Here is a 25,339-nt window from a genome sequence, read left to right on the forward strand (position 1 = left end):
AGCGTCTGCACGACCGACGGGAACGTCAAAGCCCCGGAGGGTTAGCCCGTAACGACTGACAATTGACGATTAAAAGATTAGGTGATTCCAGATTTCTGATTGACGATTTTAAGAGAGCGGAATCGGAACCCCAATCATAAATCATAAATCGTCAATCAAAAATTATTCAGACCTTAAGACTATTTATCATATGCTCTGCAGCCCTGCGACCGTCACCCATGGCCAAAATAACCGTAGCTCCTCCGCGTACGATATCACCGCCCGCAAAGAGTCCGGGTATATTGGACTCCATGGTCTTTTCATCCACGACAATCGTACCCTTGGAAGAGACATTTAGACCTTCCACGGAACGAGGAATTATCGGATTAGGAGAAACTCCCACGGCCACCACGACCACGTCGGCATCTATCAAATATTCGGAACCGGGAACAGGCACAGGACTACGACGTCCGCTGGCATCCGGCTCTCCCAAAACCATTTTCTGTACTTTCCCCTGTTTTCCCCGCCGATTCTCATCGGCAATATATTCAATCGGATTCGTCAAAGTTATAAACTCACATCCCTCCTCTTTGGCATGCTTCACCTCTTCGATCCGGGCAGGCATCTCTTCTTCGCTCCTCCGATAAACAATCATAGCCCATTCGGCCCCCAGACGTTTTGCCGTACGCACAGAATCCATCGCGGTATTTCCTCCACCGACTACGACTACTCGTTTCCCGTGATACACAGGGGTATCCGACTCTTCACTATCAGCACCCATTAAATTCACCCGGGTCAAGTATTCGTTGGAAGAGAGTATACCGTTATAGTTTTCTCCCGGTATATTCATAAAACGGGGCAACCCCGCTCCCGAAGCAATATAAAATCCTTTAAAACCTTCAGCCTTTAAATCTTCAATCGAATCCGTCATACCCACGATAAAATTGGTAACAAATTTTACCCCCATCTTTTTCAGACTGTCAATTTCCACATCCACCACCCGGTTAGGCAAACGGAATTCGGGGATTCCATATTTCAATACTCCCCCGATCTCGTGCAATGCCTCAAAAACGGTCACATCATACCCTTTTTTGGCCAAATCTCCGGCACAAGAGAGTCCGGAAGGCCCGGAACCAATCACCGCCATTTTTATACCGTTAGCCGCAGCTACCTCCGGAACGGATACATGACCGGATTCTCGTTCGTAATCCGCCGCAAAACGCTCCAGATAACCGATAGCAACCGGTTTCCTATTTAATTTCTGTATATAAAAACATTTGGATTCACATTGTTTCTCCTGAGGACACACCCGGCCGCAAACAGCCGGTAAAGCACTCGTATTCTTCAAAATCACGGCCGCTTGCAAAAATTCTCCCCTTTCGATGTTCTTCACAAAACCGGGAATATCAATCTCCACCGGGCAACCTTCCATACAAGTGGGATTTACACAATCCATACAACGTTTCGCCTCTTGAATAGCCATTTCCGGTGTTAATCCCTTGTTCACCTCTATCCTCTGGCTCTTAATCCTCTCCGCTGGATCTACTTCCGGCATGTTAACCCGTTCTATAGAGGTCCGTTCCTTACCCGGCACGTTTTGGCGTAACTGTTGCCTCCAGGCTACATTTCGATCACTTATCCCACTCATATTTTTATTTTTCAAATTCATGTAATTTTTCACTCTCGGTATCTTTATATCCGTTTAAACGGGATAACATCTCATCAAAGTCAATCTGATGAGCATCAAACTCCGGCCCGTCGACACAGGTGAAACGAGTTTTCCCTCCTACCGTAACCCGGCAAGCCCCGCACATTCCAGTACCGTCCACCATGATAGCATTTAAACTGGCTATCGTGGGAATATCGTATTTTCGAGTCAATTTCTCACAAAACTTCATCATAATTGCCGGACCGATGGTCACGGCCAAATCGATCTTTTCCCGTTTTATGATCTCTTCCATCCCCTCCGTAATCAACCCCTTCTTCCCGTAGGAACCGTCATCCGTCATAATAATCACTTCGTCCGACGAAGCCCGTATCTCATCTTCCAAAATAACCAAATCCTTCGTCCTTCCGGCAATTACCGATACGACCCGATTACCGGCCTCCTTAAAACCTTTGACAATAGGCAACAAGGGAGCAACACCGACACCACCCCCACAAGCCAACACCGTTCCGACCTTTTCTATATGAGTCGGTTTTCCCAACGGCCCCACCAGATCCGTAATATAATCCCCCTCGTCTAACGCACATAATTTCCGGGAAGAAACACCCATAACTTGTACCACTAACGTGATACTTCCCCGCTTTAAATCAGCATCCGCTATCGTTAAAGGCATCCGTTCTCCCTTCTCTCCCACTCTCACAATGACGAAATTACCAGGTTTTCTTGCCTTGGCTATCAAAGGAGCCTCAACCTCTAATTTCACTACCCGTTCCGAAAAATAGGTTTTATTCAATATCTTATTCATATTCGTTACTCTCCTATATCACACGTTTAAAGGGTGTGAAGATAATAAAAAATATCAACAAAAAAATACCTGCAATCCCCTTCTCTCCATTTCACATATGACATTTTTACATCAAAATGTTATATTTGCAATAAATATAAATCGATTATCCGTTATGAGCAACAAGAAGGAAAAAATAAACGTGGTATATTCTACCAATCCCGATTTTCAATACGAGTATAACGAAAATACAGAAGCAGAAACGCTTGCTCCGGAGAAACAGAATCTCAGGGTATCCCTCGACTCCAAACAACGCAAAGGTAAAGTCGTTACGCTCGTTCAAGGTTTCATCGGTACGGAAGACGATCTAAAAGAATTAGCTAAATTACTCAAAAACAAATGCGGAGTCGGTGGTTCCGCAAAAGACGGCGAAATCATCATTCAGGGTGAACTCAAAGAAAAAATCCTGACCATACTAAAAGACAACGGGTACCGGGCCAAATAAAAAAGCAGCTTATCAAAGCTGCTTTTTTATTCTGCGTCATAACCATTTTACCAAAGCAAAATCCTGCCTGTGCGGCAATAACGGATTCTTCGGATAAATACGTAATCCTAACGTAAACAGACCCGGATCATCCGGAGTAATCTCTACCGAATAGAGAGCTTTGCCGTTATCAAAAGAAACCGGAGCGAAATCATAAGTAGAACGAACCACCATTTTCCCGTTTACCTGTTCCGTAACAATCAGCTCGACTCCCACATCGTCTATCGTGAGGTCTCCTATATCCAAGAGGACTTTTCCCACATACGACTTACCCAAAGAGATAATCTGTTTCGATTTATCCGGAAGGATCAACGAATCAACCGTTACATTCTCCCATTCGCGTCCGACTTTCTTCTTCCATTCCGCAATTTCTATGGCTAAAGCATCGTGGTCGGCTATCAATTTATGATACCGACGGGACATCGGCAAATAAAATTTCTCCTCGTAATCCGTCAACATGCGATTCGAAGTGAAGTTGGAAGCGACCTTCGCTATCGTATTTTTAATATACTCTACCCAGGCGGACGATATGCCGTTTTCCTCTTTCGCGTAGAAAGCAGGGGCTATCTCGGACTCAATGATATTATAGATTAACTCGGCATCCAATTGGTTCTGGAATTCTTGATTCTCATAGGTACGTTCCATGGGTAAAGCCCATCCCGCTCCTTTCTGATAACCTTCCACCCACCAACCGTCCAAGACACTAAAATGCATAACACCGTTCATAGCCGCCTTTTCGCCACTCGTACCGGAAGCTTCCTGCGGACGGGTAGGAGTGTTCATCCAGACATCTACCCCCTGAACCATTCGGCGAGCCAAATCCATATCATAATTCGGCAAGAAAATAATCTTCCCTAAAAATTGCGGATATTTGGAAACCTCCACGATTCGCTTGATCAAATCCTGCCCCGCCTGATCCGCCGGATGGGCTTTCCCGGCAAATATAAATTGCACCGGACGTTCCGGATTATTGACAATCTCATTCAAACGATCCAGATTACTAAATAAAAGATGGGCCCGTTTGTAAGTAGCAAAACGCCGGGCAAAACCGATCGTCAAAATATCATCCCGCAACTTATCTTTAATCTCTACCAACTCTTTCGGAGTAAAATAGGCCGTATCTCCTCCATCGGCTAAACGACGTTTGATATGACGTATCAATCGGCTTCTCAATACTCCCCGTACCCCCATGATTCGCTCGTTACTTACCTGATAAATTCCTTCAAAACAAGAACGATCGTAATGATGGGTTTTAAACTTCTCCCCGAAAACCTCCTGATGAATCGCTTTCCATTCGGGAGCCGTCCAGGTAGGGTAATGCACCCCGTTGGTCACGTAACTGATATGCAACTCTTCAGGCATATATCCCGGCCACAAGCCTTTAAATATTTCCCGGGTTACCTTCCCGTGCAACCAACTAACCCCATTCACTTCCTGTGACAAATTGGCCGCCAAGAAGCTCATGGAAAATTTTTCATTCGGATCTCCCGCGTTGATTCTACCCAAAGCCAACAACTGTTCCCAGGTAATCTTCAACCGATCGGGAAAATAAGAGAGATACCCCCTCAACAAATTCTCCGTGAATGCATCATGTCCCGCGGGCACGGGCGTATGTGTCGTAAACAGAGACGAAGCGCGAACAACCTCCATCGCCTCGGAAAAAGCAAGATTCTCGTTCTCCACGTATTCCCTTAACCGCTCCAGACCCGTAAAAGCAGCATGTCCCTCGTTGCAATGGTATACATCCGCTGAAATATTCAGTTTACGTAAAGCCTGAATACCTCCTAAGCCCAGCAACAACTCCTGTTTCAAACGGTTCTCCCAATCTCCGCCGTACAAGTAATGTGTAATACAACGATCTCCTTCCTGGTTATCCTCGAAGTCGGTATCCAACAAATAAAGCTCCACTCTCCCCACGTCGACCCGCCAAATCCGGGCAGAAACATTACGTCCGGGAAAAGCCAGGCTAACCGTCAACCAATTACCCTCCTTATCCCGTACCGGATTGACCGGAATCTTCATAAAATCTTGTGCCTCATATTCCGCTTCCTGATTCCCTGCTGCCGAGAATTTTTGTGTAAAATAACCGTACCGGTATAACAAACCGACACCGGTAATCCGGGTTTGTTTATCACTTGCCTCCTTTAAATAGTCTCCTGCCAATACCCCGAGTCCACCGGAATAGATCTTCAAAGAAGCATGCAAACCGTATTCCATGCTAAAATAAGCGATAGAGGGATCGTTCATCTTCTTTTTCCCCTCCATATAATCCTTAAATTTAGCATAAACACTCTCCAAACGCTGCACGAACTCTCCGTCCTTTTCCAGCTCTTTGTAACGATTCAAAGAGATCTTATCCAAAAGGGCGATCGGGTTATGGCGTGTCAGCATCCACTGTAACGGATCTACACTCTTAAACAGATCCACGGCCTCCTCATTCCAACACCACCATAAGTTATTGGCCAACTGTTCCAAAGCACACAAGCGCTCCGGAATAGACCTATGAATAATCACGCTCACCCAAGTCGGCGTAGTATTGATCATCTGTTTGTCGATAAACGCTACCTCTTCCGCCTCGTTCACCGGCATATCTTCGATTCTCAAAGCTACCTTCTGTAAAGCAATTTCGTAGGCTTTATGGTAATAAGTAATCAGATGCTCCCATAAAGCAATCCGGGATACTTCTTTTGCATTCTCTTGGTACTTAAGGTATTTATCCGGAGCCAACGCGGCTATATATTTTATTTTATCTGCAATCTCATGCACCACGGCCTCGTTGTTTCGATCATCCCGAGAAATAACATCTATTCCGGGATGCTCTTTGGAATAATGAGTTTCCACCCATAACCCGAAGCCGGCTAAAGTGGTAGTAATCGAAGGAACCTTAAACGCCAGACTCTCTAAAGGAGTATACCCCCAAGGCTCGTAATAGGATGGAAACACCGTCAAATCCATACCCACCAACAAATCATAATAAGGCACGTCAAAGACCCCATCGCTCCCGTTCAAATAACTGGGACTGAAAAACACCTTTACCCGATTCTCTTCCCGGTTCAACAGTTGTTCCTCGGCAAACTTCAACAATATCGGATCATGCTCCGGGTCCGTCAATATATGGGTTACATAAGGATGTACAACCTCTACAGCCTGATAAGGCTTCTCCAGATTATTTATTAACTCCGTATTCACCCCTTGATGTCCGGCCGGTACTAAAATAAAAGCTATAATCTCTTTCGTATTCTCCCGATCCCGATTCAATTGTCCCAGAGCCTCGATAAATACATCGATACCTTTATTTTTAAATTCGTAACGCCCGCTAATTCCAACGATAAAAGCATCCTCAGAAATGGCCCTTCCGGCTAATGCCTGTGCTACCTTCAATAACTTCTTTCTTCCGGCTTCTCTCTTCTCTAAGTAAATGTCATCCGGAGGAGTAAAACTATTCTCAAATCCGTTCGGGGTAATCATATCCACCTTTTTCCCGAGGAAATGGGCACACTCGACAGCCGTGATCTCACTCACCGTTGTAAAACAATCCGCAAATTCGGCAGCCTTACTCTCCATAGACTGTTTTGCTTCTACCTGAAAACGATGAGCAACCTCAGCCGGATTATACTGTTGTATGTGATCGTATAGAGGCAAACCGTTTCCTGCAATACTCCGTCCTAACACGGTAGCATGAGTAGTAAAAACGCATCCTACCTGCGGGAGAACATCTTTCAGATAAAGAAGACCGCTACCCGTCATCCACTCGTGAAATTGAGCAATGACATGTTGACGGGAGGAGGCATTGTATCGAACAAAACTTTCAATGACTTTTCCTGCCGTGTAACCGAACAAAACAGGTTCGATGTAATCCCATTGCCCGGTTAACGAATCCAATCGGAACTTCTCCCAAAAAGAGGTCAATATCTGATCTTTCTGGGCTATGAACGTGGTAAAATCGACTAATATCACCACCGGGTTTCCCGCGATATTCCAATGTCCGACTTTTATTCGTAATCCCTCGCGGGATACTTTAGCCCTCCACGATTTAAATAGATGCGGGTCTTCCGTAAACTCCGGATTCGGTTCATTGTACCTCCATACATCCGGCCCTATCAGAATATGATTATTTTTGAACTCTCGGGCCATACTCAAGGCTTTCGTGGAAATAACTGTGTGTATACCACCGACTTTATTACACACTTCCCAACTTACCTCAAACAAATAGGCGGGATTTTTCAATTTTATATTACTCATGTTTTAATTTTAAATTATAAATATAGGTTTGCATTACTACACCTCGAACCCATACATCGTAGCTTTTGGTTATTTAAGATTATTTTTTCTTTTTAGTTACCGTATTCTTCGTTTTCTTCTCTACTTTTTTCCCCTTATCTTCTATCTCCTTTTCCGCTTTTACCTCCTTTCCAACTTTTTCCGCAGAAACGATATACGTTTTTTCTTTAGGCTTGGTAGATCTTGCAACTTTCTTCTCAGGAGGTATTTTACCCTCCTGCATTACCTCTCTCTTCGATACAATATTACTCTTTTTTTCCAAATCATCAACCCTTATGATAAAATCACTCAATACATTCATATAATTGACAAAGGCCTCATAAGGTGATTCGTAAGGCGAAACATGACGCCGGAAATCTCCATCGGAAAAAAGTTTGGTTCCCATGTAATAAAAATGATCGCTTGCCTGCAAGCGTTTATAATCCTCATTTAATACAGGATCATTGATACGCTTCACTTTCTTTTGAATCTTATATAACTCTTCAAAAGCCTCCGCCTGTAACTCGTTTCCCAACCATCCGGTAATATCCCGTTCTTCATCTGCCCAGGATATCGGGTAAGGCACATGTAAAGGAGCTATCGGCTGATGTTTCTTAACAACCTCTTTAGGAGTCAAAAATTCAAAATCAGTTAAGGTAAAGACCGCTTCCGGCAAGTGACGCATAAAATCAAAAATACCGCTCTCCCGAGACTGATACTCTCCAAAAGTTTCATAATTCATAAACAAATTGACGACCTCACTCTCCCGGACACTCTCTTTCAACCAACCGGCATACTTTTCTGCGGTCAAAGGCCATTCGCTCCAGCTCCGGTCCGAGAATCGCATTGTAATATCATCACTCAACCTGGAATTTTTCAATAACAACCTTAATTTGGGATTGATCGAATTGGTATATACAAAATTCGGACTCTTCCATCCCAATACGTGCTTTGCCCCATCCGTCAACATGGCTTCATAGCCCATTGCCGCCACACGTTCGCCAATCTGATCCGAATAGATCAGAGAGGAATTACGCAAGGTAACCGGACGTTGTCCGAACAACTCTTTTATCTTACGGGCATGATGCTTTACCTGGGCCTCAAACTCGTCAGTAGAGGACAAAGAGGCCAAGGAATGAGCATACGTTTCCGCCAGAAACTCAACGCATCCGGTTGCTGCTAATTGCTTAAAACTTTCGATCACCTCCGGAGCATGTAATTCAAATTGCTCAATAGCAGAACCGGAAATAGAAAAGCTTATTTTAAAATTACCCCCGTAACGTTGAATTAACTCTAACATCAACGCATTCATCGGTAAATAACAATTCTCCGAAACCCGGCGTATTGTGGAACGATTGATATAATTATCAAAATAATCACTCCGTTTCCCTATATCAAAGAAACGGTATTTTCTTAGCCGAACCGGCTGATGTATCTGGAAATAGAAACATAATGTCTTTCTCATATCCTTATATTTTATTCATTTTTATTTACTTACAAGCTCTTTTACTCCATTTCCGCTCTTAGCGTCTTGCATTAAATTCATTGACAAGTTCTTCATAAATGAATTTAATTTTTAAAGCCGCATTTCTCCATTTCAATTGATTTACTTCATCCAACCCCTCACGGCCTGCCACCACGGACAAAGCCGGATAAACCAACAACCCGTATATAGCGTCCGCCATAGCATCCACGTCCCAATAATCCACCTTTATCGAGTGTTTCAACACCTCAGCCACACCCGATTGTTTGGATATAATGGTCGGCACTCCGGAACGCATCGCCTCCAATGGCGTAATACCAAAAGGTTCCGAAACAGAAGGCATCACGTACACATCACTATAAGCAAACATTTTCGGAACCTCCTCTCCATACAGGAAGCCGGTAAAATGGAAATGGGTAGCGATCTTCAATTGCGCCACCCGGCGAATAGAACGATTCAACATATCCCCGCTCCCGGCCATAACGAAACGTACGTCCGGGTAACGCTGCAAAACTTTATAGGCCGCCTCGATAAAATATTCCGGACCTTTCTGGTAGGTTATCCGGCCTAAAAAAGTTACAATCTTCTCTTTCAAACTACGTTCTACCTCGACCTCTTCGCGAGACTGAAAATCTACCGCATTATGAACGGTTACCACCTTCTCCGGATTTATTCCGTATCGATTAATAACGATATTGCGGGTTAAATTACTCACGGTAATCACCCGGTCGGCCTCCTCCATTCCCTTACGTTCAATATCGAACACCTGTTGATTCACGTGTTCACCGCTACGGTCAAATTCCGTGGCATGTACATGAATGACCAAAGGCTTGCCGGATATTTTCTTAGCCACGATACCGGCGGTATAGGTCAACCAATCATGAGCATGGATTACATCAAACTGCTCTTTGGCAGCGACGGTCCCGGCAACCATAGCGTAACGGGCCACCTCTTCCATCAAATTAGCTCCATACTTACCGGAAAACTGAAATTTATTTCGAAAAGAGATCTTCTCCTCTTTTTCCCCGACCTTTAACGTTTGGTGGACACTTCTTTCGAATGTTTCCGGATCAAGATAAGGAACCAGGTTAGAATCAATCTCCATAAAATGAATATTCTTCCAATATTCTTCCAGATCGGAACATGTATTTACCACCTCTACATCGCTCGCATTAATAATTCTCACGGCACTTTGATCCTCATCACCACCGGCTTTCGGCATCACAAACATTATTTCGACCCCGTATTCGGCCAATCCTTTCGTCAAACCGAAAGAAGCAGTCCCCAATCCCCCTGAAATATGAGGAGGGAACTCCCAACCAAACATCAATACTCTTGTACTCATATCATAATTCGATTTCAAAATTTGAGAACTTAAACATAAAACGTCCGTTTTTATTTCCGTTTTTTCTCAAATTTTTTAATTAACGCTAAACTTCTTAATACCTCACCGACACTCCATGCTTGAGATATACATCCTCCGGGTCTGTGAATAGGATCCCCGTCATACACTTCCGCGATAGAGCAAACCCCGTAAGTAGTCATATCCTCCTCAAATCCGGCCAATAACTCTTTCACCGTAGGCAAAACCTGCTTTCCCCGCAGTTTCAAACTGGCCTCGATATAAGAACCGATTAACCAGGGCCAAACCGTTCCCTGGTGGTAAGCCGAATCCCGTTCATTCTGATCCCCCTCGTAACGCCCCTTGTATTGAGCGCTTTTAGGTGACAGCGTACGTAATCCTTTCGGGGTTAACAGTTCGCGACGTACCACATGTAATACCCTCTCTTTCATATCATCTGTAATCGGAGAGTACTCTAAGGAACAGGCTATAACCTGATTCGGACGCACCAAGGTATTCTGACCGGTATGATCTACATAATCGGCAAGGTATTTTCCTTCCTCATACCAGAATAACTTCTTAAAACTCTCCCGAATCTTTTCCGGCATCTCCCTCCATTCCTTTACAAAACGGCTGTCGCCAGCTTCCTCTGCCAATTGTAAGCAATAACACACGGCATTATACCATAAGGCATTGATCTCTACGGCATAGCCGGCCCGGGGAGTGACCGGAATTCCTTTCACGATAGCATCCATCCAAGTCAGAGCCTTACCGGGTTGTTCCGCCCAGATTAAGCCGTTCTCCTCCATTTTCACCCAAGGATTTATACCATCACGGAAAGCTTTCAATACGGCTTTCATTTTACTCCCGTAATTTTTCCAGATAAATCCCTTCGTTTTCACCGCCTCGCCTAATTGCTGAAGAGCCCAGAAAAACCACATCGGGGCATCTACCGAATTGTAGGCTGCATCTTGTCGTTTTCCGATATTCGGAAACAATCCGTTATGCAATTGACGTACCATCGTATCGATTACATCCTTACAACTTTTTACATCCTGTTCGGCAGCCAACGTTATTCCGGGTAAAGCGATAAAAGTATCTCGTCCCCAACGTCCGAACCACGGATAACCCGCTACAACCTCCGTATCCTTTCCGTCATGAACAATAAATTGAGAAGCTGAATACTTCAGGCAATTCTCAAAATTATCCCTCGGCATACGCGAATCCACCAACTGTTGAAATTTACGCCTTAATCCGTTCGGATTCACCTCCTCCACAGAGGCCGAAAACACGATACTTTCCCCTTTTTTGATCGGGACCTCAAAATACCCCGGGACAAACAGATCCTCCCGATAGTCATATCCCCTTGCCTTCTCTTCCAGATACTCGATATTATAATACCAATCCGGTACGGCCACAAACTCATTCGATTTACTCAATTGCATATTCAGAGAGGGAAAGCCTACATATAACCTTGATCTTATTCCGTTAGGAACCGACTCATATTTTGTATTGGCCATCATATTGGCTTTACTCAAATCGTGCACATTCCGATAAGCTAAAAAAGGTTTTAAACGTAATATGGTATCCGAATGAGCATCCACCAATGTATAACGAATCATTACTTGAGCCTCGTTATGTACCATTATCACCTCCTTCTTCAGTACGACCCCTCCTACCCGGTAGACCAACGTCCAAACAGGCTCATACTCACAATCGACAATATATTTATGTCCCCGGGGTTCATACACTCCGGGATATTTATGAATACCTAAATTAAACGATTGACCATGCTGTACGATAGTCTCATCCAGCGAAGAGAGCAACACATGGTTTATCCCTCCGAATTCCTCGATCGGAAGTATCAATAAACCATGATACTTTCTCGTGTTACAACAAACAATAGTTGTTGACGCGTAACCACCAGCCCGATTGGTCGCCAGAACCTCCCGGTGCAGAGCATACTCTAAGTTGACTAACTCCTCTTTATTGAATTTTAAATATCCCATAAATATATGCCATTTAATTTATCAAAATCAATTACTACTTTTTCCTATCACGAACGGTGCATAACAAACGCACTACGGGCAGGAAGATACAAACTCAGCTGGCTTCGACCGGGAGCAATATAAGATGTAAAATGCTCCACGGTCTCGTCAACCCTTCCGAAACCGTCAAACAACTCGCTATCCGTGTTCAGAGCCGTCACATACTTTCCCGGAGGTGCATCAAACCGATAGTCCATAAAAGAAACTTCAGGATTGAAATTAAACACGAACAAAAAATCTCCCCGAATAAAAATCAAAATCTGTCTCTCGTTATCTCTCACCAAAGGAGAAGGATATCCCGCAAAAATTTGATTATCTTCAACGAAATGAATCATAGCCCGATCAAAAGCATTCAAAAAACGAAAGCGCAACTGCTCATCATCGACCAAACTCCATAACCTCCGGGCATGATCGTAACTCCAACTATTACCCTCTCTCGGAAAATCAATCCACTCCGGATGTCCCCATTCATTCCCCATAAAAGAAAGATAACCGTCTCCCGCCGTTCCAATCGTCACCAAACGAATCATCTTATGCAAAGCAATACCCCGGTCTATGAGGATGTTTTTATCAAAAACACTCATCGAAGAGTATATAGCCTTATCTACCAACCGAAAAAAAATCGTTTTATCTCCGACCAAAGCCTGATCGTGACTTTCGGCATAGCTAATCGTATGTTCCTCTTTCCGTTTATTGGTCAGTTCATAAAAAAGATCCCCCACATGCCACTCTTCATCTTTTCTATCCTTCAACAACTTTATCCAGTAATCCGGCACACCCATACTCATACGAAAATCAAATCCCATACCTCCTTCCTCTATCGGGAAAGCGACGCCCGGCATTCCACTCATATCCTCCGCTATCGTTATAGCCTCGGGATTTACCTGATGAATCACCCGGTTTGCCAAACTCAAATAAACTATAGCATTTTCATCCTGATCACCGTCATAATACATCCGGTAATCCGTAAAATCCCGATTGATTCCATGATCCCAATAGATCATACTCGTAATCCCGTCGAAACGAAAACCGTCAAAATGGAATTCATCCAACCAATATTTACAATTGGATAACAAGAAATTAATCACCTGGTGTTTACCGTAATTAAAACAACGGGAGTTCCATAAAGGATGATACCCTCGTTCTCCAGAGTAAAAAAATTGATCGTACGAACCGTCAAAACAACTCAATCCTTCTGCTTCATTGTTAACGGCATGAGAATGGACAATATCCATAATAACCCGTACACCCATTCCATGAGCGGCATCAATCAAAGCTTTTAACTCTTCCGGAGTCCCGAACCTGGAACTGACGGCAAAAAAATTAGATACCTGATACCCGAAAGAACCATAGTAAGGGTGTTCCTGAATCCCCATCAATTGTATGGTATTATACCCCAAATCCACGATACGGGGAAGCACAAACAAACGAAACTCCGTAAACGTCGAAACCCTTTTATGTTCGGTAGACATTCCCACATGCGCCTCGTATATCAAAGGATGAATGGTACGATGAGGAGATTTATACTTCATGCGATAGGGATTCTTCGGGTCCCACACCTGAGCACTAAATATCTTGGTATACTCGTCCTGAACCGCCCTTCTGACATGGGTAGGGATACGCTCGCCCGCTCCGCCGTCCCACTCGACCAATAAACGATACAGCATTTCATGAGACAAAACGCTCTCCGGCAATACAATCTCCCAATCCTCATTATTTATTTTTTTCAAGGCGTAATCCGGATGCTTCCGCCAATCGTTAAATACTCCTATTAAATAAATAGCCGTAGCATGAGGCGCCCATTCCCTGAACACCCATCCCCGAGCCGTTTTGTGAAGGCCGTAATATAAATAAGAATTACACAAATCAGCCAACCGGGTTGCCCTACTCGTGAATTCCTTCTCCAAAGCGAGCATCCGTTCATGCCTTTCTTGAATTACCTTCGCGAAAGGCTCTAATAATTTATCTTGATTCACGAGTTCCGGTTTCATATAATTGATCTAATTTAATTTTTTTGAATAATCACTTCCCTGTTTCAAATATACCATTCTTGTATTACATTGGGATGTACCTTCCGTTACATTTTTATTACTAAATTACGAAGAATTGAGTCATTTAGTTATAATATAAACCTTTTTTATTTTGCGGGAATTTTAATTTTACTCCTTTCTTTATTCCCATAAGGACTTTTTTTTCCGAAATCATTTAAATTGCTTACAAGGTAACAATATTTAAGCCAATATGAGTAGATTTCACCACTTTTAACATATTATATTTTAAGAAAAGATTAATATATCCATTCACATATATTTACAATCATTTTTTTTCATCAAATTCCAACCTAAAATCTTTATTTTCCTATTTTTGTCTCAAAATAGCACGGAATGAAAAGAATCTTATTAAATACGGCCTATTTCCCTCCAATACAATATTTTTCTAAAGTAAAAGATTACGAAGAAATTGTTATCGAACAATACGAACATTACGGAAAACAAAGTTATAGAAATCGTTGTGATATTATGACGGCCAATGGCACAATGACATTATCTGTTCCGGTAATAAAAGCAACGAATAAAAAGATATTGACCAAAGAAACCTGCATAGATTACTCCACTCCGTGGCAAAAACTTCATTTTAAAGGTATCGAGTCCGCTTATAAAAATTCGCCTTATTATGATTATTACATGGATTATTTCACCTCTTTTTTTATAAAAAAAGAGAAATACCTGCTTGATCTGAACATGAAGATAATACGCGAAATTTTTGATATCCTATCCTTAAAAAACACCGTAACTTTATCGGAAGACTACGTCAACGAACCCTATCAATGTGACGATTTCAGGGACGTCATTCACCCCAAACCGTCCCGGCGTAGATTCAACGATCCCTTTGTTGCCAAACCCTACCACCAAACTTTTGCCGAGCGTTTTCCTTTTGTCCCGAATCTTAGCATCCTGGATCTTCTTTTCAACGAAGGCCCCGATACCGCCCTCTATTTATAACGGAAAGATTATGCTAAAACAATCTGTACGCCCGAAAAGGAAGAAAGCGAATCAAAAATTCTTCTACCGGCGCTGCAATAAAACGATATTTTCCACATGATGTGTATGTGGAAACATGTCTACCGGTTGGACTGCCATCACTTTATAATCGGAATCCATTAAATGAAGATCACGCGCCTGAGTTGCCGAGTTACAGCTAACATAGACGATACGTTCCGGTGAGGCATTTAAAATAGTATTTACAACATCAGGATGCATACCCGCACGCGGAGGATCGGTAATAATTACGTCCGGTTTGCCGTGACGGATAATAAAGGCCTCGTTTAAGACATCTTTCATGTCGCCTGCATAAAAAAGCGTGTTCGTGATACCATTGATGGAAGAATTTATCCTGGCATCCTCAATGGCTTCCGGGACATATTCGATTCCGATCACTTTACGGGCATGACGAGCAATAAAATTAGCTATCGTTCCCGTTCCCGTGTAGAGATCGTAAACGGTTTCATTACCTGTTAATCCGGCCAACTGCCGGGTTTGGGCGTATAAACTATAGGCCTGTTCCGAATTAGTTTGGTAGAACGATTTAGGGCCGATCTTGAACTTCAGCTCTTCCATTTGTTCGTATATATGATCTTTGCCATAAAAGCAGATCACTTCTTGATCCGTGATTGTATCATTTAGTTTTTCGTTAATCACGTACATAAGAGAAGTGATTTCCGGAAAAGCCTCTGACAGGCGTTGAAGTAAACACTCTCTTGCCTTTTGTTCTTCACGACCGAAGGTGACGATAACCATGATCTCGCCCGTGGAAGAAGTGCGAATAATTAAGGTTCGTAAAAAACCCTCTTGTTCCCGTATATTATAAAAGTTTAATCCTTGCGCAACGGCATAATCCCGTATAAAGTTTCGAATGGCATTGGATGGCTCCTGCTGCAAATGACAGGTTTCAATGTCTACCACCTTATCAAAAAGTCCCGGAACATGGAAACCCACCGCAGGAGAGCGTTCGATATCCCGATCGCTACCGATCTCTTCGCGAGTCAGGAAACGTTTGTCCGAGAAGGTGAATTCCAACTTATTCCGATAATTCCGGGTTCTGCGGGAACCCATAATCGGGCGTATGTTTTGAAGCTCGACCTTTCCGATACGTTGCAGATTGTCGATAATCTCCTGTTGTTTGAAACTCAATTGCTGTTCGTAAGGCAGATTCTGCCACTTGCAACCGCCGCATATTCCGAAATGGGAACAGAAAGGCTGAGTCCGGATATCGGCATATTTCTTAACATTCACCACGAAACCTTCCAAAAAACTTTTCCGCTTTCTGGTTACCTGAACATCGACAATATCACCGGGAACAGTATTAGGAACAAATAAAACTTTTTCATCCACGTAAGCGATGGATTTACCCTCTGCTGCAATTTTTTGGATCTCGATATCTTCCAGTAACGGTTTCTTTCCTCTACCCATAAATTTTAAACACTCCAAACTTCAGATTAATACATTCAAAATTTCGAAGGGCAAATATACGAAATTTAAAATGGAATAGAAGACCGGATGGAGTAAAATAGCCCGGTCTTATTATGGTTACAGTTTTTCTTTTAGTATTCGAACCCCTTCGGATGCTCCTTTCTCGATAAATTCGATCCTGCTGTTCTTCACGCTTTCCGGAATCTTAGGATCGATTAGCAAAATACGACATCCGGCCGGAGCGTAATGCAACAAGCTTGCCGCAGGATAAACGGCAAGAGAAGTCCCGATAATAACCAAGATATCAGCCCGGGAAACCAATTCTATGGCCGGCTCGATGTTCGGCACGGCCTCTCCGAACCAAACGATGTGCGGACGCAGTACGGAACCGTCCTCCCCTTTTGTCCCTAACTTCAACTCCCAACCTTCCAGATCATAAATAAGATCCGGATTCTTGCTGCTTCTGACTTTTTTTAATTCACCGTGAAGATGTAATACTTTCGAACTTCCGGCCCGCTCGTGCAGATCGTCTATATTCTGGGTAATAATTTGAACATCATATTCCTTTTCCAAATCCGCTAACCCGTAATGCCCGGCATTGGGTTTAGCCTCATAAAGTTGTTTCCTGCGTTCGTTATAAAAACGGTTGACTAATTCGGGATCACGTTCCCAGGCTTCCGGGGTACACACATCCATAACATTATACTCCTCCCACAAACCGTCGCTATCCCTGAAGGTACGAATACCGCTCTCCGCACTCATTCCAGCTCCTGTTAAAACTACTAACTTCTTCATGGTCAAATCAATTTTACTATTTACAATGCCATGCAAGTTAACTAAAAAAATCATTTCATTATCTCGAAACTTTCTCTATTTTTGTGATAATTAAAAACGAACAGGAATAAAAGTTCATTTTTCAGATTCTCAATTTTATTGCAATGGAGTTTGGTATAGCTGATTTGAGTATAGTGCCCATGAGGCGGGAGAAATCGGAACGAAGCGAAATGATTTCTCAGGTTTTGTTTGGAGAGATCTACGAAGTACTGGAAGAAGAGGATAACTGGCTGTATATACGTTTATTACATGACGATTGGCAAGGTTGGATAGACCGGAAAATGCACAAGGAGGTAAGTGTATCCTATGTTGAATCTTATCGTTCGTCCGATCAGTTGATCATGGGAGAAGTATTCAATCTGGTATTGAAAGAAGGAGATTGGGGCAATAAATTAATCGTGGCGGGTAGCGTATTGCCTTTTTACGACGCTTACTCTAAGAAAATGAAATTGGAAGAAGACGAATACGCGTTGATCGGCACGCTGAAAGAGATAGGCATTGACAATTTACGGGATTTACTCATCCAATACGCGTTAATGTACTACAATACACCCTATCTCTGGGGAGGACGTACTCCGTATGGAATCGATTGTGCCGGACTTTCACAGATCGTATACCGTATGGTAGGTATGAACTTGCCCCGAAAGGCGGAGCAACAAGTACTGAAAGGACAAACCCTTTCTTTCATTGAAGAGTCCCTACCGGGAGATCTGGCCTTTTTCGGAGACGAAGCAGGGGCTATTACCCACGTGGGAATCCTATGGGAACCGGGTCGTATCATCCACGCTTCCGGTCGGGTTCGGGTCGACAAAATCGATCATCACGGCATCTTCAATGAAGAAACCAAACGCTATACCCACGCGTTAAAACTAATCAAACGCTATATTAATTGACAATTGCAGATTAAAAGAACTAAAGGATTCCGAGATTTTGTGATTGAGTGATTGAGTGATTGGGTGATTGGGTAAATTTACAATCGTCAATCTAAAATCAAAAATCTAAAATTATCAAATCTTTATCTTTAGTTTATGGCCGGGTTTTAAATTCTTCACGGTTTTATCGGTAAGACCATTCCACCTCATGATATCCTTATTCGAAATTCCCGGATATTTCTTGGCTATATTCCACAGGTTATCGCCTTTCTTCATCACGTAGATTTCGTATTCGCCTTCAATCAACGGTTCTGTCTCCACCTCTGCATTGGAAGCCATACCCGCGTATTTTGCATCCACCTTGTTCTGGTATGTCTTTACCTTATCCTTAGGTACATAAATGACCAATTTCTGACCTACCCGGATCAAGTTCCGGCTCATATTGTTCCAATACTTCAAATCCGCCAAACGTACATGAAATGTATTGGCAATTCCTCCCAACACATCTCCGCTCTTCACGACATAAATCAATTTTGCTTTATTGCTGGGAGGTGCATAAGCATAGTGCTTAATCCGATCTCTCGGGTTGGCCGTCCGGTCACTATCATCGAAATAATAAGAACGGTTATAAGCAAATATCGTATCCTGTTTATCGATGAACTCCCCGACATAGTTATAAGGCATTCTCAAAGCATAAGACTTTCCGAATCCGGCCGGGATAACATCCCGGCGATACTGGGGATTCAAATCCCGCAATTGCTCGATCGAAATATCCAAGAGTTTGGAAATCTGTTCAAAATGCAATCCCTCGTTTATCATGATACTGTCGCACATCACAGGTAACTCGTTGGCAACAGGATAAATCTGATGCTCTTTATGATAGTTAAACACGTACATCGCCGCAATGAATGCCGGCACGTATCCCCTGGTTTCCCGAGGTAAGCGATAGTAAATATCCCAATAATTTTTCTTGGCACCGGAACGACGAATAGCCTTATTTACGTTTCCGGGACCACAATTATAGGCCGCAATAACTAAAACCCAATCTTTATAAACACTATACAAATCTTTCAGGAAACTGACTGCCGCTTCCGTCGATTTTACCGGATCCCTCCGTTCGTCCACGAAAGAGTTTATCTCCAGTCGATACATCTTTCCCGTCCCATGCATGAACTGCCATAATCCACAAGCTCCGGCACGAGAGAACGCCCTGGGGTTCAGAGCACTTTCAATGACCGGAAGGTATTTCAGTTCGAGCGGTAAACCTTCCCTGTCCAGAATCTCTTCAAAAATCGGAAAATAATATTCACTTAATCCTAACATCGCACCTACCTGAGCCCGACGTTTTAGCGTGTATAACTCGATATAGTTCTTTACAATTTCATTAAACGAAACTCGTATAGCCGAATTCATAGAATCTAATCGGCCGAGGTAAATGGAGTCGGGCAAAGAAGAAAAAGCCTCTTTTTGCTCCAACATGTTCAAAGTATCTCCCAATTCCGGTTTACTCACATACCACTTCTGGTATAATTCATCCAATCTCCGAACAAAAGTACCCGGGATGGAATCCGTAAGTAAAACCAAAGGAGGATTCACTATTTCAGGAGCCTCCGCCTGAATTTTCACGGAATCCCTATCGTGTCCCTTCACGGTAAGAACACTGCACAATATAATACATAACCACAAAAACATCCACCGCATGCTTTTAAAAATTAAATGTTAATGATATTCCGACGTTTCCTCCCGTCACAGGAGAGAATCCAGTAGTAGGACGAATCGACATAGACAAATCGTCATTGATTTCATAATCATAGAAATGAGCAAAAACCGTCGCATCGATAATCTGAATGATATAGATAGCTCCCGAAACGATGTACAGCAAATCTCTATTTCGTTTATAGTAATCTTTTTTATTTTTCAACTGATCTTTTAATCGTTGTTGTTGAGAAGGGGTAAAATCCGCCGCCGAATTCCCGGCAATCATCAATTTATCCCAGGTATTATCCGTCGGGTAAGGCATTTCGGGGTCCTCGCTTTTTTTATCTAAATAATTCGTGTAATCCAAAAAAGCCGTCTTATACTTTCGAAAATATTTTGAATTCCATGAGAGTCCGTAAACCGTCGCCCCGATACCTCCGTACAAAATAGGTACCTTCCACCATTGTCCGTTGTAAATTTGAGCCGATCCCGGCAGAACCATCGCCATAATCGTCGCCTTGTGCGGGGAATGAGGTTTTAAATTTTTCACTTTCTTATTATAGACAAATGCCTCCTCACCTCCTATCCGCACGGAATCCTCGCTTATAATAGTATCGGTTACCTGCGTCGACAGATACACCCTCTCTCCCCGGGCGTTCATACCCGAGAGAAATAAGATTCCACATGCGATTAAAAATATTTTTTGTAAAACAGTCTTCACGATATAAACTTATTTCACACTCAGTTTATCCAATAAACCGACAATGCGTTCCAACTCACCATCCGACTTAAAAGATATGACAATCTTTCCTTTTCCTTTCTCGTTTCTTTTCAAATCAACCTTTGTCTCGAAATAACGAGAAAGATGATTTTGTAGTTCGTTATAATCATCGATTGTTTTTATCCCCGACTCTTTTTTAGCGACCTCCTCTTCTTTCTTGGGATTCATCAACTCGCGAACAATTTCTTCGACCTTTCTAACAGAAAAATCATATTTTATAATCTGTTCGAAAACCATATATTGGGTATCGGGGTCCTCTATATTCACAATAGCCCGGGCATGTCCCATACTGATTTTTCTCTCTTTGATCGCCAATTGTATAGGAGCAGGCAATTTCAACAGACGCAAATAATTGGATATGGTCGTTCTCTTCTTACCGACCCGCTCACTTAAAGCATCTTGTGTTAAACTACACTCCTCCAGCAAACGTTGATAACTGATTGCTATTTCGATGGCATTCAAATCTTCCCGTTGAATATTCTCAATTAAAGCCAGCTCCAATACCGTATCCTCCTCCGCTTTCCGGATATAGGCCGGTATTGTTTCTAAACCGGCAATTTTAGAGGCCCGGTAACGACGTTCTCCGGCAATGATCTCGTATTTTCCGTCGCCGATTTCTCGCACGGTAATCGGTTGAACTATCCCGATAGATTTTATCGAAGCCGCTAATTCATTTAATGCTTCCTCATCAAAAGAGGTCCTCGGTTGATGCGGATTAGGACGGATATCACTTAACTTTAACTCCTCTTGCATAGACGACCCGCTTCCACCTCTCGGCTTGATCTCTTCTGCCGCATCCTGAAGCAAGGCCCCTAATCCTTTTCCTAATGCATTTTTTTTTGCCATCAGCTTATTATTTATGATTACACGTCCGAATAATTCTAATACTTCACATAAAACTCCTTCCCGTCTAAGCCCCCTTATTCTTCTCCAGCAACTCGTTTGCCAAACTCAAGTAATTCACCGTTCCCCGGCATTCGGCATCGTATAAAACGACCGGCTGTCCGTAACTGGGAGCCTCCGCTAACTTTGTGTTTCGCTGGATCATCGTATCGAAAACCATATCTTCGAAATGCTTTTTTACCTCGGCAGCCACCTGATTAGACAGCCTCAAACGGGCATCGTACATCGTTAATACAAATCCCTCTATTTCCAGGGCCGTATTCAGACGTTTCTGAATAATCTTTATCGTGTTCAACAACTTACCCAATCCTTCCAAGGCCAAATACTCACATTGCACGGGAATAATCACCGAATCTGCAGCTGCCAACGAGTTTACGGTCAGTAATCCCAGCGAAGGCGAACAATCGATCAATACATAATCGTATTTTTCCCGAACGCCAGCCAATACTCTTCCCATAACACTCTCTTTATCCTGAAAATTCAACATTTCCAGTTCGGCTCCGACCAGATCTATATTAGAAGGTAATATATATAAATTCTCAATTTCCGTATTCAGAATCGCTTTTTCCGGTTCAATTCCCTCTACCAAACACTCGTAAATAGTGGCTTTCAACTCCTTTAAATCATACCCCACGGCCGTTGTTGCATTCCCCTGCGGATCAGCGTCTACTAATAAAACCTTTTGCTCCAGAACAGCTAAACTTGCCGCTAAATTCACAGAAGTCGTTGTCTTTCCTACCCCCCCTTTTTGATTCGCTATAGCTATTATTTTTGACATAAGACTATAATTTTCGATTGTGTGGTAAAAATACAATTAAAATAAATACACTACCGATTTTTAACGGATTTTTTAATAACAACCCGAACTTTTTTATTAACAATCATTACCTTTACAACCCGTTAAAAAAATTCGCTCTATCATGAAGGATTCCCTAAAAGAGATAACAGAAGCACTTAACAGACAAAAAAATACACAAAAATCCCGGGACCTTGCCCGTTTTTTCAAAACCGGCCAAGGAGAATACGGGGAAGGAGACCTGTTTATAGGCATTCCTATCCCGCAAATCAGAGATATCGTAAAAATACACCAGGGCGCACCATTGTCCGTATTACACGAATTGTTGCTCTCCCCCTTTCACGAATACAGAATGACAGCCGTTTTAATACTGGTCCATCGTTTTGAAAAAGAGAAAGAACAACAAAAAAGAAAAGAGTATATCGATTTTTACATTCAACATGTCGATCGCCTGAACAACTGGGATTTGGTAGATTTAAGCTGCTACAAATTATTGGGACGTTGGCTCGAAGATAAAGAAAAAACATTGCTCTACGAATGGGCCCGAACCGATCACCTGTGGAAACAGCGGATCGCGATCGTCTCTTGTATGTATTTCGTAAAAAGAGGAGAATTTAAAGAGTGTCTGGAAATTGCGGACATTCTGCAGTCTCATCCCCATGACCTGATTCACAAGGCAGTAGGCTGGCTTTTACGGGAGGTAGGGAAAAAGGACCGGCAAATTCTTACCGATTACCTTATGCCCAGGTACCGGCAAATGCCGAGAACCATGCTGCGTTACGCGATCGAACACTATCCGGAAGAGAGGCGGAAAGCTTTTTTAAAACGGGAAAATTAAAACTCATTCGAATCTTATATAACTCGTTAATCATTTTAATCCGAATTTACCCATGATTAGTTTTTTACAAGTTGACAATTTAAGTAAACGTTTTGGTGAACAACTTCTATTTGAAAATCTTTCTTTTGGTATAGGCAAAAATCAAAAGGTCGCTTTAATCGCTAAAAACGGCATGGGTAAATCCACGATGCTAAAAATCATCGCCGGAAAAGAGACTGCAGACACCGGCACGGTCATCTTCCGCAACGATATTTCCGTCGGTTACCTGAAACAAGATCCTCAACTGGAACCCGAAAACAACGTATTTGAAGAGGTTTTCAATTCGGATTCGCCTTTATTGACGGTAATAAAAAATTACGAGGAAGCTGTAACGAACAACGATGCCGAAGCCCTGGAGGAACTTATCCCGCAAATGGATGCGTTGGCGGCGTGGGATTACGAAACCCAGGTAAAACAAATACTTTCCGAACTTAAAGTAGACAAATACGACCAACGCATCAAAGAACTTTCCGGCGGACAGAAAAAACGGGTCGGGTTAGCGAAGGTACTGATAAGTAACCCCGATTTCCTAATCCTGGACGAGCCGACCAACCACCTGGACGTGGAGATGACGGAATGGTTGGAGACTTACCTGGAAAAATCAAAAGTAACCCTGTTAATGGTCACCCACGATCGTTATTTTCTGGATCGAATATGCGACCTGATCATAGAAATCGACGATTTCGGTCTTTACTCGTATAACGGAAACTACTCTTATTACCTTGAAAAAAGAGAAGAACGTATCGATGCCCGAAATGCCTCCATCGATAAAGCTAAAAACTTACTCCGAACGGAACAGGAGTGGATGCGCAGGATGCCACAAGCCCGAAGCCATAAAGCACAATATCGGATAGATAATTTCTACAAATTAAAAGAGGTAGCCGATCAACATACCGAACAACAGCAACTGGAACTCGACATCCAGGGAAAACGGCTGGGTAAAAAAATCCTGGAACTGGAACACGTCGACAAAAGCTACGGAGACCTCCGTATCCTGAAAGATTTCTCTTACAAATTCGTACGAGGAGAAAAAATTGGAATTATCGGAAAAAACGGTATCGGCAAATCGACATTTTTAAATATCATCACACAAGCGACAGAACCGGACTCCGGACAGATAGAAATCGGAGAAACCGTCGTGTATGGCTATTACAAACAATCCGGGATTACTTTCAAAGAAAATGATCGTCCGATTGATATCGTCAAAAACATCTCTGAAAAAATAGATCTGGGCAATGGTCGAATTATGTCGGCTTCCCAGTTTTTGGAATATTTTCTATTCTCCGACAAACTACAATACTCTCCGGTCTACAAATTAAGCGGAGGAGAAAAACGTCGTCTCTACCTGCTAACCGTATTGATGGGAAATCCGAATTTCCTCATTCTCGACGAACCGACAAACGATTTGGATATCGTAACTTTAAACGTACTGGAGGAGTACCTAAAAGCTTTTCAAGGATGCCTGATCATCGTTTCGCACGATCGTTTCTTCACCGACAAGGTTGTCGACCGGGTATTCGCATTCGAGGGCAACGGTGTGGTAAAAGATTTTCCCGGTAATTACACCCAATACAAAAATAAAAAAGAGGAAGAAGAGCTACTCCGGAAACAGGAAGTAAAAAAGACCGCTCCTACCGTAAAACCAGCGGAACGGGAAAAAGAAAAGAAACGCAAACTCACGTTTGGCGAGAGAAAAGAGATGGAGCAATTGGAAACCACAATAGCCCAACTGAATGATGAAAAATCAGAACTGGAGACAGCACTGAATTCCGGCAAGTTAACCACGGACGAACTAATCAAGTCTTCTCAACGCATTTCGGAGATCATAAATCTACTGGACGAAAAAGAGATGCGCTGGTTAGAACTTAGCGAAATACCCGATTAGTACGGCTCCTCTCCTCAAAAGGATTCCGACATGGCTTATAGCTCAAAAGAGTAGTTTTACAAAAATTTCATTTTAATATTTTTAGAAAAAAAATATTATATTTGTCCGTTGTGCAAAA

General features: G+C 42.7%; 18 protein-coding genes. 5 read left to right on the forward strand and 13 right to left on the reverse strand.

The window, feature by feature from the left end; translation table 11 throughout:
- Positions 1-166: 166 nt before the first annotated feature.
- Positions 167-1,627 (reverse strand): NADPH-dependent glutamate synthase, encoded by a 1,461-nt coding sequence (gltA, locus tag QZR76_RS10795; protein WP_294142826.1) that lies wholly within the window; start codon positions 1,625-1,627, stop codon positions 167-169.
- Positions 1,628-1,631: 4 nt separating this feature from the next.
- Positions 1,632-2,450: a sulfide/dihydroorotate dehydrogenase-like FAD/NAD-binding protein gene (locus tag QZR76_RS10800; protein ID WP_294142827.1), complete on the reverse strand. Its 819-nt coding sequence runs from the start codon at positions 2,448-2,450 to the stop codon at positions 1,632-1,634.
- A gap of 154 nt (positions 2,451-2,604) precedes the next feature.
- Here QZR76_RS10800 and QZR76_RS10805 point away from each other — a divergent pair, with 154 nt between their 5' ends.
- Complete coding sequence (locus QZR76_RS10805; RefSeq protein WP_294142828.1) at positions 2,605-2,934, forward strand: translation initiation factor; 330 nt, start codon at positions 2,605-2,607, stop codon at positions 2,932-2,934.
- A 36-nt stretch (positions 2,935-2,970) separates the two neighbouring features.
- Here the strand turns inward: QZR76_RS10805 and glgP are convergent, their stop codons facing one another.
- The 5 genes from glgP to QZR76_RS10830 form a co-directional block, all read right to left on the reverse strand.
- The gene (gene glgP / locus QZR76_RS10810) at positions 2,971-7,215 is read right to left on the reverse strand and encodes an alpha-glucan family phosphorylase (protein WP_294142829.1); all 4,245 of its coding nucleotides are present in this window, start codon (positions 7,213-7,215) and stop codon (positions 2,971-2,973) included.
- Positions 7,216-7,294: 79 nt separating this feature from the next.
- Positions 7,295-8,698 (reverse strand): glycoside hydrolase family 57 protein, encoded by a 1,404-nt coding sequence (locus tag QZR76_RS10815; protein ID WP_294142830.1) that lies wholly within the window; start codon positions 8,696-8,698, stop codon positions 7,295-7,297.
- Positions 8,699-8,756: 58 nt separating this feature from the next.
- The gene (locus QZR76_RS10820) at positions 8,757-10,061 is read right to left on the reverse strand and encodes a glycosyltransferase family 4 protein (protein ID WP_363664976.1); all 1,305 of its coding nucleotides are present in this window, start codon (positions 10,059-10,061) and stop codon (positions 8,757-8,759) included.
- Between the two features lie 50 nt (positions 10,062-10,111).
- Positions 10,112-12,067, reverse strand: coding sequence for an amylo-alpha-1,6-glucosidase (locus tag QZR76_RS10825; RefSeq protein WP_294142831.1), 1,956 nt, complete (start codon positions 12,065-12,067; stop codon positions 10,112-10,114).
- Positions 12,068-12,114: 47 nt separating this feature from the next.
- Positions 12,115-14,097: an alpha amylase C-terminal domain-containing protein gene (locus QZR76_RS10830; protein WP_294142832.1), complete on the reverse strand. Its 1,983-nt coding sequence runs from the start codon at positions 14,095-14,097 to the stop codon at positions 12,115-12,117.
- A gap of 393 nt (positions 14,098-14,490) precedes the next feature.
- On the opposite strand from QZR76_RS10830, the gene QZR76_RS10835 reads away from it, so the two are divergent.
- Positions 14,491-15,108: a WbqC family protein gene (locus QZR76_RS10835; RefSeq protein WP_294142833.1), complete on the forward strand. Its 618-nt coding sequence runs from the start codon at positions 14,491-14,493 to the stop codon at positions 15,106-15,108.
- 63 nt (positions 15,109-15,171) lie between these two features.
- Here the strand turns inward: QZR76_RS10835 and rlmD are convergent, their stop codons facing one another.
- Both rlmD and QZR76_RS10845 read right to left on the reverse strand, forming a co-directional pair.
- Complete coding sequence (gene rlmD, locus QZR76_RS10840) at positions 15,172-16,575, reverse strand: 23S rRNA (uracil(1939)-C(5))-methyltransferase RlmD (RefSeq protein ID WP_294142834.1); 1,404 nt, start codon at positions 16,573-16,575, stop codon at positions 15,172-15,174.
- A gap of 117 nt (positions 16,576-16,692) precedes the next feature.
- Entirely contained in the window at positions 16,693-17,370 is a 678-nt protein-coding gene (locus QZR76_RS10845; protein ID WP_294142835.1) for an NAD-dependent deacylase, read from the reverse strand.
- A gap of 143 nt (positions 17,371-17,513) precedes the next feature.
- On the opposite strand from QZR76_RS10845, the gene QZR76_RS10850 reads away from it, so the two are divergent.
- Positions 17,514-18,302 carry a C40 family peptidase gene (locus QZR76_RS10850; protein WP_294142836.1) on the forward strand — a complete coding sequence of 263 codons (789 nt, stop codon included), beginning with the start codon at positions 17,514-17,516 and terminating at the stop codon, positions 18,300-18,302.
- 114 nt (positions 18,303-18,416) lie between these two features.
- Here the strand turns inward: QZR76_RS10850 and QZR76_RS10855 are convergent, their stop codons facing one another.
- The 4 genes from QZR76_RS10855 to QZR76_RS10870 form a co-directional block, all read right to left on the reverse strand.
- Positions 18,417-19,982, reverse strand: coding sequence for a lytic transglycosylase domain-containing protein (locus QZR76_RS10855; protein WP_294142837.1), 1,566 nt, complete (start codon positions 19,980-19,982; stop codon positions 18,417-18,419).
- 4 nt (positions 19,983-19,986) lie between these two features.
- Positions 19,987-20,700 (reverse strand): DUF5683 domain-containing protein, encoded by a 714-nt coding sequence (locus QZR76_RS10860; protein ID WP_294142838.1) that lies wholly within the window; start codon positions 20,698-20,700, stop codon positions 19,987-19,989.
- A 9-nt stretch (positions 20,701-20,709) separates the two neighbouring features.
- Complete coding sequence (locus tag QZR76_RS10865; RefSeq protein WP_294142839.1) at positions 20,710-21,606, reverse strand: ParB/RepB/Spo0J family partition protein; 897 nt, start codon at positions 21,604-21,606, stop codon at positions 20,710-20,712.
- 64 nt (positions 21,607-21,670) lie between these two features.
- Complete coding sequence (locus tag QZR76_RS10870) at positions 21,671-22,441, reverse strand: AAA family ATPase (RefSeq protein ID WP_294142840.1); 771 nt, start codon at positions 22,439-22,441, stop codon at positions 21,671-21,673.
- 142 nt (positions 22,442-22,583) lie between these two features.
- Between QZR76_RS10870 and QZR76_RS10875 the strand changes: the two genes are divergently transcribed.
- Both QZR76_RS10875 and QZR76_RS10880 read left to right on the forward strand, forming a co-directional pair.
- Positions 22,584-23,297 (forward strand): DNA alkylation repair protein, encoded by a 714-nt coding sequence (locus QZR76_RS10875; protein ID WP_294142841.1) that lies wholly within the window; start codon positions 22,584-22,586, stop codon positions 23,295-23,297.
- 52 nt (positions 23,298-23,349) lie between these two features.
- The gene (locus tag QZR76_RS10880) at positions 23,350-25,221 is read left to right on the forward strand and encodes an ABC-F family ATP-binding cassette domain-containing protein (protein ID WP_294142842.1); all 1,872 of its coding nucleotides are present in this window, start codon (positions 23,350-23,352) and stop codon (positions 25,219-25,221) included.
- Positions 25,222-25,339: the final 118 nt, after the last annotated feature.

Source organism: uncultured Sanguibacteroides sp. (genome assembly GCF_900543425.1).
Classification (GTDB): domain Bacteria; phylum Bacteroidota; class Bacteroidia; order Bacteroidales; family Marinifilaceae; genus Gabonibacter.

What these genes read in the sequence shown, in the direction of transcription:
- gltA (WP_294142826.1), bottom strand. Translation starts at nt 1,627, where the DNA reads ATGAGTGGGATAAGTGATCGAAATGTAGCCTGGAGGCAACAGTTACGC.
- QZR76_RS10800 (WP_294142827.1), bottom strand. Translation starts at nt 2,450, where the DNA reads ATGAATAAGATATTGAATAAAACCTATTTTTCGGAACGGGTAGTGAAA.
- QZR76_RS10805 (WP_294142828.1), top strand. Translation starts at nt 2,605, where the DNA reads ATGAGCAACAAGAAGGAAAAAATAAACGTGGTATATTCTACCAATCCC.
- glgP (WP_294142829.1), bottom strand. Translation starts at nt 7,215, where the DNA reads ATGAGTAATATAAAATTGAAAAATCCCGCCTATTTGTTTGAGGTAAGT.
- QZR76_RS10815 (WP_294142830.1), bottom strand. Translation starts at nt 8,698, where the DNA reads ATGAGAAAGACATTATGTTTCTATTTCCAGATACATCAGCCGGTTCGG.
- QZR76_RS10820 (WP_363664976.1), bottom strand. Translation starts at nt 10,061, where the DNA reads ATGAGTACAAGAGTATTGATGTTTGGTTGGGAGTTCCCTCCTCATATT.
- QZR76_RS10825 (WP_294142831.1), bottom strand. Translation starts at nt 12,067, where the DNA reads ATGGGATATTTAAAATTCAATAAAGAGGAGTTAGTCAACTTAGAGTAT.
- QZR76_RS10830 (WP_294142832.1), bottom strand. Translation starts at nt 14,097, where the DNA reads ATGAAACCGGAACTCGTGAATCAAGATAAATTATTAGAGCCTTTCGCG.
- QZR76_RS10835 (WP_294142833.1), top strand. Translation starts at nt 14,491, where the DNA reads ATGAAAAGAATCTTATTAAATACGGCCTATTTCCCTCCAATACAATAT.
- rlmD (WP_294142834.1), bottom strand. Translation starts at nt 16,575, where the DNA reads ATGGGTAGAGGAAAGAAACCGTTACTGGAAGATATCGAGATCCAAAAA.
- QZR76_RS10845 (WP_294142835.1), bottom strand. Translation starts at nt 17,370, where the DNA reads ATGAAGAAGTTAGTAGTTTTAACAGGAGCTGGAATGAGTGCGGAGAGC.
- QZR76_RS10850 (WP_294142836.1), top strand. Translation starts at nt 17,514, where the DNA reads ATGGAGTTTGGTATAGCTGATTTGAGTATAGTGCCCATGAGGCGGGAG.
- QZR76_RS10855 (WP_294142837.1), bottom strand. Translation starts at nt 19,982, where the DNA reads ATGCGGTGGATGTTTTTGTGGTTATGTATTATATTGTGCAGTGTTCTT.
- QZR76_RS10865 (WP_294142839.1), bottom strand. Translation starts at nt 21,606, where the DNA reads ATGGCAAAAAAAAATGCATTAGGAAAAGGATTAGGGGCCTTGCTTCAG.
- QZR76_RS10870 (WP_294142840.1), bottom strand. Translation starts at nt 22,441, where the DNA reads ATGTCAAAAATAATAGCTATAGCGAATCAAAAAGGGGGGGTAGGAAAG.
- QZR76_RS10875 (WP_294142841.1), top strand. Translation starts at nt 22,584, where the DNA reads ATGAAGGATTCCCTAAAAGAGATAACAGAAGCACTTAACAGACAAAAA.
- QZR76_RS10880 (WP_294142842.1), top strand. Translation starts at nt 23,350, where the DNA reads ATGATTAGTTTTTTACAAGTTGACAATTTAAGTAAACGTTTTGGTGAA.